Consider the following 9,984-nt stretch of genomic DNA (forward strand, 5'->3'; position numbering starts at 1 on the left):
TCTTTCCTCTCTATAGACCATAATCAGAACGTCTGCGGACGGTTGCTTTCCCACCTTCGATACATTGAAGGCTGTAACGTAGAGCATCCATCAAGTGGTTGTTTTTATCTTCTGGTTTATTCAGCCAATTTCCTTCTTTGTCTTGTTGATAACAATAGCTGTAAAATTCATCCATGATGTTTTTACAGTCTGGATGCACATAAATAGCGTATCCTTGTAACTTGGACACGCCAGCCATAATGCTATCCTTACCTTTACGACTCTCTTTAATTCGAGTTATACCATGTTCTGACCTTAATTCCTCAATCAGTCGTAATTCAGCGCTATCAGCAATGATTTGTGAGCGATGATAACCTTTGTCCTTTATCATCTTAGCAACTGCTTTGGTTATAAGACCGACTTTATACGCCTCATCAAAGACATAAATCTCTTTCGTCGTGTCATTTATCAACGAACAACACAAAGCAGTTGGATCATGAGTGAAACCAAAGTCAAGACCGATACATAATTTATTAGCTGAATCTTGTAGCAATTCATCTTTATTGAACTCTTTGACAGTCACGTTCTCGTATATTAAACCTTCAGCAACTCCCCATTCGCCATCGCAGACGATTCTAGCACGTCTAGGGTTCGTATGATACAAATCCTCATAGCGTTTGATATCGACTTCATCAAGCCACTCGTTGCATTTATAAGTAGTCGTAGTAGCGAATGTATCAGCTCGTCTCGTTTCTTCATCAAAAAACACACGTTTGAGCCAGTGCCTCTCATTCCACGGGTTAAATGTGACTGTGATTTGTTTAAAGAAATCAGGTACGTCTAAGCTACCACGGATTGACTCAACAACCGTACTGAACTTGTCTTCAGTCTCAATTTGATACGCTTCCTCGAACCATGCCCAACAAAGACTGCCGACATCGACCGTGATAGATGTGATTTTGAGTTCATCATCCAAACCACGGAACAGAATCTTTTGCCCAGTCGCTTTTATTGTTATTTCAGGCAAAGACTCGTTGAATTTAAATAAATGAGTCACACCTAACACATTACACGCCCATTTAAAATCCGTATAGGTAGATTGTTTGTTTGTATTCGAATATCTACGAATGACAAGCAAGTTAGCCCAAGGATATTTCAAAAGACGGACAACAAAATTCAAAGCAGTCGTCTTAGACTTCTTCGAACCACGGGAACCTTTTACAACACGATAAAGATTTCTTGATCGCCAAAACTGACCATATCCAATTCCTACCGTCTTAGGTAGGTCAACAACAATATCGTTCTGTTTAATCTGGTATGTCTGACTCATTCGCAAACACCACCGTTCCAGAAACGTCTGCCTCTACTTTGTCTGTCCACATCTTATGTCGCTTACCTAACAATTCAAGAGCTTTATTCCTATCGCTGTTCTTTGTTGGGTATTCGACAAGTTGAGGGATTTCATTGTAGACTTTTACAGACTTACCAGTCACGGGATCAGTCATCAACTCAGCTACTTTCGTCGTGACTACTGTTGTTTCTTTCGCTTGTCCCGACGCGATTTCTGACAGCATCACAAGAATTTGTTTTTGAGTTAAGATTTTTTCATCTTGCAATTCCTCCATTCGATTTTTGATGTAATCAGAAATTCCGACATTATCCAACAATTCAGAAGATCTTGCTTTAGCATATTTCTCACTATACCCTGCTTTTAAAGCTGATTGATAAGCATTACCTGAGATGATGTACTCATCTGCGAATCGTCTTTGTCTTTCATTCAATTTTCCATCACCTCCTTTCACAATAAAAAAAGTCACACGATGTGCGACCTTCCTGCAAGACGACTACTACCTTGCGTGTGTATTAAATTTTGACTTCTTTTTTATTTTTTGTAGTCTTTACAACCTCTGAGGGAATCAAACCCTCTAGCTTATAACTTATCCGGAGTATAATTAGCTACGCAATCATGCAAGGTCTAGTCGCTCCGCAACCATTTGTAAGTTAATGAGTGATATATGAATGCTAAGCCTACTGCCTACCCCATTCTGGGACACAAACACTCAAATGACAGCAGCTGGAATCGAACCAACTGGTCTAGCAGTAAAACGCACGTTTGGTAAAAGTTTCAAGGAGACCCAAACAACCTGCTAACCTGTCCTTACTGTCTAAGAGACCGAAGCCTCGGAAAAATATAATAAAGTATAAAGGAGACGTCAATTGACCTATCACTTGACAATACTATTTTACCATGTAAAATAAGCCATTTCCTAGCAATTTACTTGCAAATATCTCCCAAAAATTTACGAAAGACAATCAGCTTACCTTTTCGATAGGCTTCCGCAAATTCCAAAGCGCCTCTGCTAAGCATGCGGTAGAACTCACTTTCAGAATAGCCTAAGTCCATATAGATAGCCTTGTCTGATAATTGGATTTTCATATCCATGTACTTCTTTGTGATAACCTGCCGAACGTATGGATCCATAATGCAGTTCACAGCTCTCTCAATTTCCAAAACCTCTGCCTCTGCATCCACATGTTCGATAACCATATTCTCAGTGGCTGTGTTCTTACCAGTAAACGTCTTTGGTTCAAATGAGTAGGTCGTTGTAATTTTAGGCAAATACTCAGCGCCTGCCATCCGGACATACGAGCGATAACTCTCTAGAACGTCATATACATTTTTTTTGGTAAATTGCACGTCAACGCTTTTTAATAACCTCACAACATCGCTCCTTTATGATATAATATTTTTAGCGAACATATCACAAAGGAGTCAGCTGTGCTGGCTTTTTTCTTGCTTTGTTCCGTTTTTATATGTATACTGTATGTATACAAAATAAAGGAGAAACAAATGAATACTGTTAAAACTCGTAAGGTTGGGAACTCTGTCACTGTGACCATTCCCAAAACACTCAATGTTCCAGAAGGTCAGGAAATGTTTGTCTACAAGGGTGTAGATAATGTCATTGTCCTAGCTCCAAAAATTCCAGACCCATTTAGCGGCGATGCAGACCTACGCATGGAAGATGACTTTGAAGGGGTAAAATTCCTTGACAGCGAAATATGATTACATTCCAGAAAAACAGGACATCATCTGGATTGACTTCGACCCGTCTGTTGGACGTGAGATTCAGAAACGCCGTCCTGCTATTGTCGTCTCGCGTAGAGAATATTCGGAGCGGACGGGATTTGTTGCTGTATGCCCTATTACACACGGTCAAAGCAGACTAGAAGAACAAGGCCTGCTCGTTCCTGTGCGTTCCAATAAGGTAGATGGCTCTGTCAATCCACTCCAACTCTATACTTTTGACTTTAGAGAGCGCAAGGCTCAAAAAATCACAACCATGGATACAACCAGTTTTCAGAAGGTTGTCCAACTCTACAACTTCATCTTCGAAGCCTAGTCCTTATGGATTGGGCTTTTTTAGTTCTTCTCTAATTCCTCAATCAACCAATCAAGGTTCTTACGTGCTTTCTTCAGGTCTTCCAGACCGTTTTTCTTTTGAAACCGTAGCATATACTTGATTGCGTTGCCCCAAAAGAAAGCAGACGCTCCGGAAAGGCTCCCAACGAAGTTATGCACAACATCGATAGCCTCAAGACCGTTTGCACCTTGGTAGTGGCTTGGTTTGTTTATATTGTCAATTATTTCTGGGTTCATTCCTTATCCTCCAAAAGTTCTGGGTTTTCGTAGATATTGCCAATGACTTCATAATTCTTGCGAATATCTTCATAGTCCATAGCTTGAAACCATTCATCATCATAACTAGAATTAAGGTGAAACCCGATATTTTTTATTTTATATCCAAAATCTTCCTCATAAATCCATTTACCAAATTTAACTACGCTGGGCATTCCACTATTCCTAGAAACCACATCCTCCTCGAAAATCTCCACCCCGTTCTTATCCTTGAGTCCTGTTGATTGCATGAGGATCAATTCTGACTTTTCGATAGGAATAAGAAGTTTGGAGTCCGATGTTGGTTTTTCCATGTTGCAAATCAAGCCGTTATCTGTGATAAAAAAATGTTCTACGAATTTCTTTTCTACGCTATCCCACACTCTAAATTTTGGTGTCATGCCAAATCCTCCTCCTTCACAAAGCTGCCATCAATCCAACGACCCTTGCGATCTTTGATTTCTTGGTATGCCAGTTCAAAACACTCTTCAAAATCATAACCTAGCGACTTGCTGATTGATTTTAGATGACCAATCAATAGAGTCAATGATTTTATACGTAAGGTCATAAGTTTCAGATGTTGTTCTGTTTGAATGTTGCTAATACATGTATTTGCGTACGCGAATGATGTCATAATATCGTTCTTTCTAACATTCTTCGACTCTTCAAAAATACTATCCAAATCCACTTTGCTCAACAATCCCAGACCGACAATCACGACTGCGCAATCTCCAATGCTATCCTTGGTCAGCTTCTCATTCTTCTTGAGATAGCCTGCGCACAACTCACCGAACTCTTCGCTAAGTTTTAATGACTGCTTGTCTAGTCGTCCACCGTTTTCTAAATCACGGTCAATAAACCATTGTTTGACTTTTTCTAGTGTGTTCATAGTAGTACCTCATCCCCTACTCTAATCTTCTCATACACGTCCTTAGTAACTACGAAAATGCCGTAGTCACGAATAGTAAGCGTATATAGCTTGCCGTGTCGTCCTTTCTCGACGACTTTACCGAAAATCTCAGCGCCTGCGTTATCTGCCTTGTAAATAACCATAGGCTTCTTCTTTTCTAGTTCTGCAATCCTGTCCATCTGCCAGATGTTTAGTCCAGCAGATAGCAGAATCCAAATTGAGATAAAACGTTTCAATCTGCGACCTCCTCCTTCACTTTCCGTCTCAATTCTTTATTCTTTTTCTTCAACAAATCGCGCTCCAGCGCTCTAATCCGTCTCTTGCGTGCATCGCACGGTTTCGAATACTCGATTATCTTCTCTTCATTTTGCTCAATTGTGCGTTTCAGTCCTTCGATTACTACCTGTTTATCGTAATTCATCGTCTAAAAATCTTTCAATAGCTTCTCTATAGGAGACTTCCACCATACCGTCTAAGTCGTTCAGGGCTTCAATATAGTCTGGACGCCCTTGCCCATACTGCTTTTTCAAAAACTCAACAAAGAGATGAATTTCCTGATAGGTTACTCCAATCATATTTCTATCCTCCTATCAAATCCCATCAACTATCCTCTGCAATATCTCGTGATATTCGTAAATCTCCAGCTCAATCCTATAATTCTTATTTCCGGACTTGCCACCGTGCATGAACTCAGTCGATACTATCACGTTGTAATTATCATCTGTCCAAATCTTAGCGTCCGTCAAACCATCAAACAAAGCCTTGCTTGTGGGCGACCAGTTCGGTGGGTCATACTTCCGATTTGTCGGAGGATATATCCGAACCTTAACCTTGCAAGGTTTGTCCTCGCTGTAAGGTAAGCCAAAGTAATCTCTCAGTACATTGTCGCCCTCATATGCAGCTAACTGCCGTAAAAACTTAGTGATTTTAGCCTTTTGATGAAAGTGCGGTCTATCATTTGAGTTAATCATCTGCTTTCTGTTTAACTCAAATTTAAGGATCAATCTCTCCTTCATTCAACCTCCCTAAACACCTAGCTTTTTCCACGCTTGCTATTGCAAGAATGTCATTAGCTAAATCAAAGACTGTGTACCAATCCAGAACTCCTAACAAGTCCTTGTGTTCCTTTAGTTCATCAACTAAGCTTTCCAGTCGTTCCAATGGGTTACTTTCATACCCCAACAGATACCCAACGCTTACCCCGAAGTAGTCAGCTAATTGCTTTGCTTTTTCTGGTTTAATTTGGCTTTCTCCGTTTTCCCAGCGTGATAGAGTCTTTTCTGATATGCTCATTTCTTTTGCTATTTCCTTTTGAGATAGCTTTTTTTCTTGTCTTAATTCTTTTAGTCTATTCATCAAAACACCTCATTCAGTTCCATAATCTCATCGCTGCCATACTTTCTACCAAAATCCCACGCCTGCCAAATTGTGAGCAAAGCAAGCGTGAGTGAAATTCTTTGCGCCATTCGTCCAAAGTCACATAAATGTCACTGACGCATTTTCTAGTTCGCAGTTTTACAAGAATGCACGGCTTGTTGGTTTTTGAGTTGTTTCCAAAATGGAAATAGTTGGTTTATTTAATCAGTTCATCCAATTCTGCCTGCGTCAACGGTTCAATTCGTTGATAACCTTGGACAGTGTAATTTTTTTTGTATTCAAATCCCAAATCCGCAAGGCTATTCTTGAAATAGTCTTTTTCTTCCGTGTCGGCGAAATATACTTCCAAGGTCATTTTTTGGGTATATCGTTTTAAGCCGTTTTCAGCCCCTCTGACGGCTTCTTGTTGGTTTTGGGATAATTGCCTACTGTCTAAGATTTCGCCCGTTTCTGGGTCAAATTTTGCGGTCTCCGTTGATTTTGGCGCTTTCTCTTGTTGCTGAGCTAAAACTTCCTCACGTTCTCGTTCAGCTCGCTCTTGAGCCAATCTAACTTCTTCTTTTTGCTTTTCAAAAGCGTAGTCTGCCTTGATTTGTTCCAACACTTCAACCAAAGTCATGTCTTTCAACATCCGAATATATGGCTGGTCTGTCATTCCGTACTCAGCGCATTGCCCTGAGATTGCTGAGATGGTTTTCTTGTATTCTTCTTGTTTCTGAAACTCAAATGTGACCATGTCATCAAGTGACTTCATAGTGGCTTTTTTAAGCGTCACGCCGTCAGCCATGAAATCGCCAGCCTTGACATACTCAAGGGCCTTCTCGTCAAATAGACGAGGGTCAAGCATGTATTCTGACGCCTTATTTGTAATGTAACCCTTAACAGTATCCAGTCTGAGTGCTTTCTGGTGGTCTTCAAACTCTTTGACATCTTTCGCAATCTTTTTGATAACACCATCAAGCGGTTCAACCTGCTCTGTGATGTATTCGTTAAAATCATCAGCGGTTTTTGACAAAACCTTTTTGATTTTGATACGTTCATCAGATATCTGCTTGAACAGTTTTCTGAGATCAGCTAATACCTGCTTATCGTCCTTGATTGTCGAAGCAGTAACTGTGTAATTCTGGTACTTCGTTACCACCTCTTTAATATTTTGTTCAAACAACTCACGGTCTAAAATTTCAACCTGAGCTTGTGTTACACTTACTTGTAATTCTTGCATGTTAGTACTCCATTTCTTCTAAGAGTTCGCCTTGGACTGTCTTCTCAACTTGAGTAGGTTCAGGAACTGGGTGATTCGCCTCTTGTTCTTTATTGAATTGCTCAATCTGAGCCATCTTGCGTGTTACGACATCCTCTCGACTTTCTTGAGGTGTGACATCTTTGATACGGTCAAATGTTTCTCCGCCGTCATCCTCTGTGTACATATTGCCTAAATCCTCAGGGAAAGCCTCTCTAAGAGCATTTACCAGAGCCGTCTTTCTAATCATAGTAGCTGGCATAGAGTTCCAAGTGCTTTGTTTCTTGTCATATTCCTCACGGCTAACAAAGATCTCCACAGGTACCTTGAAATTTTTGCGGTACACTCTTGCCCATCCGCCTATCAATGTGTCTCCTGGGAGCATGATTGCCCCTTTGCGTTCGTGCATAACACCCTCGCTATCTGCCGCCACTACTCCAGCCTCAAAGCCTTCATAGTCTTTACATTGAGCGGCACGTTTCAAGAAAGCCTCTTTGGAGACAATTAAACTGAACTCTGTGCCTCCATTACGATTTTTGTAAGCCACAATGTAGACCTCGTTAGCAAATGGGTTAAGATTGCGACCTTTACATAAGGCTAGAGCCTGACCTATTTGTTTTTCAGTCAACAGGTTTTGTGGGTCAAAATACTTTTTGATGTCTGCCCCAGTCAATGAACTTGGGTCAATAGTAATATCACGTTTTGTCTGCGTTGCTAATTGATTATTTGTCATTTTCTTCTTCCTTTCGTCTTCTTCAAATTCCAATTTTCACGTTTTAAGTGTCTATTTTCGTTTTGCAATTTCAAAATAATATCCTGTTGGTCGTTGATGATTTCTCCGAGTTCAATTCCGAGATGCATATATTTAGCTCGCCATTTATCGATTTCTTCGTGTAGCTCCTGAATCATACTTCATCCCCCACGTATCGATACTGCCCACAGCCAACATAGATGTACTGGCTTGGGTCAAGTTCCTCACGTTCTTCAGGCGGTTGCATTATATCTCTGTCGTAATCAAACATGAGCATACACCTTTCCAAGTTCCAGCACTCGTTTCACATATCTAGCCTTTGATGTTAGCCCAAGATCCAGCAATTCGTTTTTTTCTTCATGATTGGCCAAAAGCCATACACGGTTTTCAAGTTCAATTCTAGTCATTAGCGTCTCCTTTGCTCTACCCCAAATACTTTTCATAGCGTGATCTTCGTGGTTCTGGCAAGGCTAGAGGCTCAGGGCGCAATCCTTGAGGCGGTTCGTTGTCGTAGGTGAAGCCTTTGAACTCTCTGCGGATATTCTTGCGGATTTCTTGTCGCTGTGCCTCTCTACCACGTTCGTATGCTTGGTTGTAACCTTGGATAATCATAGACGCAAATTCTTGCTCTTCTCGTCTTTCTTCTTCCTTCTGGCGGATTTTCTCCTCTTCCTGCTTATCCATCTGATGAGCTAGAAGCCCTGCACCGATAAATCCTAAAATCACTGCACCAGTTCCTAAAAGCTGGCTAACTAATGGTGGTTCAAACATTATTCTTCCTCTTCATCATCTTCTTCTGCCATATTCTGCTTAATCGCCTCACTTGGGCTCATGCCATCCAATACATCCTTGATGACATGTGAGATGTCGTGGGTTACTTTCAACGGCTTTTCTAACTCATTAGGTAGCCCCAAAAGTTTTGTAGTTAGCAATCCAAGCGTAGATAATTTATGTAGCTTTTTTTGTAACTGTTCAATGCGTTCAATTTTTTCCTGTTGCGCTTTGATAATTTGGTCTTTGTTAATCATTGTTTTTCTCCTGTGGATAACTCAGTTATCCCTTTCTTTTATTTAGATTAGTAGTAGTTTGTTGTAAAGTTAGTAGTTATTATTCTGCTATCGTGTCATCTTAACGGTTTTAGACATTTCTTTCTTCCATGATTGACTGCCTCGATATTGCAGATAAGCATCAAAACCTTTGATTGTGACAAGCTGACCATCGTTTCTAAGGTATTTTTGTTGACTAGGTAATTTTTTCATCTCTCGCCTCATATCTCCCGCTTGTCGTTTTGAACATCCAAAGATGTGCTCTAGTTCTTCATCGTTTGCAGAAATCTTCTCGATGATCACGTCTTTAATTCTCACGATTTGAACTGTTTCCATTTTTGCTCCTTTCGTGGTATAATTTTCTTGAATAATTTTGTCATGCGCCTGATTGCCGTCAGGTGCTTTTTTGCTATCTCCTTTTCTGCTATAATGAAACCAGAAAGGAGGTAATATTATGACTGAAATTCACGCATGTCTTTGCGGAAATTGGGTGAACCTATCAGCCGACGACGATTGTGTAATGGGACCAAATATGGCTAGTCCTTACATTTGGTGGGAAGAAAATGCAGAACTCTACTCACCAATTTCTAAACCTGAAGCAAACTCGATGTACCATCAGGATTATATCTACATTCACTATCGTGGCGCTGACTATCGTATCCATCCAATGTTCATTCAAATCGTTTCTAGATAACTTTTTCTAGTCTGCTAGAAATGATTTCTAAATCTAAGTCGTCCAGTTTCAACTGGTCGGCTTTTTGATTTAAACGAGCTTCGATAGCTTGGTTAATTTCAAACCATTCTATTTTTGTAAATCGGCTCCTGAATTTTAGAAATTCCTTTACTGCTTCTTTCATACTGTCCTACTTTCCATCGCCCTGAGTTCAATCTCATGGCTGACTTGTTTCAATAGCTTCTCACACGCTATTTTAACTTCTCTGTACGTTGTAGATTCGCTGATGAAGTAATCAGCAAGTTCGATAATTTTATCTTCCATTCAAC

At 40.3% G+C, this 9,984-nt stretch carries 21 protein-coding genes and 1 pseudogene; 3 read left to right on the forward strand and 19 right to left on the reverse strand.

Going from position 1 to position 9,984, the window contains the following annotated elements:
• Positions 1-10: 10 nt before the first annotated feature.
• From HT671_RS03120 to HT671_RS03130, 3 genes are all read right to left on the reverse strand, one after another.
• Positions 11-1,309: a PBSX family phage terminase large subunit gene (locus HT671_RS03120; protein ID WP_119919690.1), complete on the reverse strand. Its 1,299-nt coding sequence runs from the start codon at positions 1,307-1,309 to the stop codon at positions 11-13.
• Positions 1,287-1,796, reverse strand: a complete 510-nt coding sequence (locus HT671_RS03125) for a terminase small subunit (protein WP_023933896.1) — start codon at positions 1,794-1,796, stop codon at positions 1,287-1,289. Before HT671_RS03125 ends, HT671_RS03120 begins: the two co-directional genes overlap by 23 nt.
• A 458-nt stretch (positions 1,797-2,254) precedes the next feature.
• Positions 2,255-2,701, reverse strand: a complete 447-nt coding sequence (locus HT671_RS03130; protein WP_054388425.1) for an ArpU family phage packaging/lysis transcriptional regulator — start codon at positions 2,699-2,701, stop codon at positions 2,255-2,257.
• A gap of 129 nt (positions 2,702-2,830) precedes the next feature.
• Between HT671_RS03130 and HT671_RS03135 the strand changes: the two genes are divergently transcribed.
• Both HT671_RS03135 and HT671_RS03140 read left to right on the forward strand, forming a co-directional pair.
• Positions 2,831-3,046, forward strand: coding sequence for an AbrB family transcriptional regulator (locus HT671_RS03135; protein WP_001098945.1), 216 nt, complete (start codon positions 2,831-2,833; stop codon positions 3,044-3,046).
• On the forward strand, positions 3,030-3,383 hold the full coding sequence (locus tag HT671_RS03140) for a type II toxin-antitoxin system PemK/MazF family toxin (RefSeq protein ID WP_000125658.1): 354 nt from the start codon (positions 3,030-3,032) through the stop codon (positions 3,381-3,383). Before HT671_RS03135 ends, HT671_RS03140 begins: the two co-directional genes overlap by 17 nt.
• Positions 3,384-3,403: 20 nt before the next feature.
• On the opposite strand, the gene HT671_RS03145 is transcribed toward HT671_RS03140, so the two are convergent.
• From HT671_RS03145 to HT671_RS03215, 15 genes and pseudogenes are all read right to left on the reverse strand, one after another.
• Positions 3,404-3,640: a DUF3310 domain-containing protein gene (locus HT671_RS03145; RefSeq protein WP_001067625.1), complete on the reverse strand. Its 237-nt coding sequence runs from the start codon at positions 3,638-3,640 to the stop codon at positions 3,404-3,406.
• Positions 3,637-4,059: a YopX family protein gene (locus HT671_RS03150; protein ID WP_000187974.1), complete on the reverse strand. Its 423-nt coding sequence runs from the start codon at positions 4,057-4,059 to the stop codon at positions 3,637-3,639. The genes HT671_RS03145 and HT671_RS03150 overlap by 4 nt, the downstream gene beginning before the upstream one ends.
• Entirely contained in the window at positions 4,056-4,547 is a 492-nt protein-coding gene (locus tag HT671_RS03155) for a MazG-like family protein (RefSeq protein WP_001093849.1), read from the reverse strand. The genes HT671_RS03150 and HT671_RS03155 overlap by 4 nt, the downstream gene beginning before the upstream one ends.
• Positions 4,544-4,804 carry a DUF1372 family protein gene (locus HT671_RS03160; RefSeq protein WP_119919687.1) on the reverse strand — a complete coding sequence of 87 codons (261 nt, stop codon included), beginning with the start codon at positions 4,802-4,804 and terminating at the stop codon, positions 4,544-4,546. The genes HT671_RS03155 and HT671_RS03160 overlap by 4 nt, the downstream gene beginning before the upstream one ends.
• The gene (locus HT671_RS03165; RefSeq protein WP_119919686.1) at positions 4,801-4,989 is read right to left on the reverse strand and encodes a hypothetical protein; all 189 of its coding nucleotides are present in this window, start codon (positions 4,987-4,989) and stop codon (positions 4,801-4,803) included. Before HT671_RS03165 ends, HT671_RS03160 begins: the two co-directional genes overlap by 4 nt.
• Positions 4,976-5,143 (reverse strand): hypothetical protein, encoded by a 168-nt coding sequence (locus HT671_RS03170; protein ID WP_000580654.1) that lies wholly within the window; start codon positions 5,141-5,143, stop codon positions 4,976-4,978. Before HT671_RS03170 ends, HT671_RS03165 begins: the two co-directional genes overlap by 14 nt.
• A gap of 15 nt (positions 5,144-5,158) precedes the next feature.
• Positions 5,159-5,584 carry a hypothetical protein gene (locus HT671_RS03175; protein WP_119919685.1) on the reverse strand — a complete coding sequence of 142 codons (426 nt, stop codon included), beginning with the start codon at positions 5,582-5,584 and terminating at the stop codon, positions 5,159-5,161.
• A gap of 157 nt (positions 5,585-5,741) precedes the next feature.
• Positions 5,742-5,924 (reverse strand): annotated as a pseudogene (locus HT671_RS11560) (helix-turn-helix transcriptional regulator); the annotation flags it as partial.
• Between the two features lie 217 nt (positions 5,925-6,141).
• Entirely contained in the window at positions 6,142-7,167 is a 1,026-nt protein-coding gene (locus HT671_RS03185; RefSeq protein ID WP_050222897.1) for a DUF1351 domain-containing protein, read from the reverse strand.
• A 1-nt stretch (position 7,168) separates the two neighbouring features.
• Positions 7,169-7,918 carry a phage recombination protein Bet gene (gene bet, locus HT671_RS03190; protein ID WP_050222896.1) on the reverse strand — a complete coding sequence of 250 codons (750 nt, stop codon included), beginning with the start codon at positions 7,916-7,918 and terminating at the stop codon, positions 7,169-7,171.
• Positions 7,915-8,094 (reverse strand): hypothetical protein, encoded by a 180-nt coding sequence (locus HT671_RS03195; RefSeq protein WP_054393266.1) that lies wholly within the window; start codon positions 8,092-8,094, stop codon positions 7,915-7,917. The genes bet and HT671_RS03195 overlap by 4 nt, the downstream gene beginning before the upstream one ends.
• Positions 8,095-8,199: 105 nt before the next feature.
• Positions 8,200-8,343, reverse strand: coding sequence for a hypothetical protein (locus tag HT671_RS03200; RefSeq protein ID WP_000196747.1), 144 nt, complete (start codon positions 8,341-8,343; stop codon positions 8,200-8,202).
• Positions 8,344-8,359: 16 nt separating this feature from the next.
• Positions 8,360-8,707, reverse strand: coding sequence for a hypothetical protein (locus HT671_RS03205; protein ID WP_000462836.1), 348 nt, complete (start codon positions 8,705-8,707; stop codon positions 8,360-8,362).
• Positions 8,707-8,964, reverse strand: a complete 258-nt coding sequence (locus HT671_RS03210; RefSeq protein WP_000608473.1) for a hypothetical protein — start codon at positions 8,962-8,964, stop codon at positions 8,707-8,709. Before HT671_RS03210 ends, HT671_RS03205 begins: the two co-directional genes overlap by 1 nt.
• An 87-nt stretch (positions 8,965-9,051) precedes the next feature.
• The gene (locus tag HT671_RS03215) at positions 9,052-9,318 is read right to left on the reverse strand and encodes a hypothetical protein (RefSeq protein WP_000450963.1); all 267 of its coding nucleotides are present in this window, start codon (positions 9,316-9,318) and stop codon (positions 9,052-9,054) included.
• Positions 9,319-9,514: 196 nt separating this feature from the next.
• On the opposite strand from HT671_RS03215, the gene HT671_RS03220 reads away from it, so the two are divergent.
• Positions 9,515-9,676, forward strand: coding sequence for a hypothetical protein (locus HT671_RS03220; protein WP_237701456.1), 162 nt, complete (start codon positions 9,515-9,517; stop codon positions 9,674-9,676).
• On the opposite strand, the gene HT671_RS03225 is transcribed toward HT671_RS03220, so the two are convergent.
• Entirely contained in the window at positions 9,669-9,839 is a 171-nt protein-coding gene (locus HT671_RS03225) for a hypothetical protein (RefSeq protein WP_000656630.1), read from the reverse strand. The two genes, HT671_RS03220 and HT671_RS03225, sit on opposite strands and share 8 nt — an antisense overlap.
• Positions 9,840-9,984: the final 145 nt, after the last annotated feature.

Origin of the sequence: Streptococcus sp. 2741, assembly GCF_013276315.1 — a bacterium.
Classification (GTDB): Bacteria; Bacillota; Bacilli; order Lactobacillales; family Streptococcaceae; genus Streptococcus; species Streptococcus pseudopneumoniae.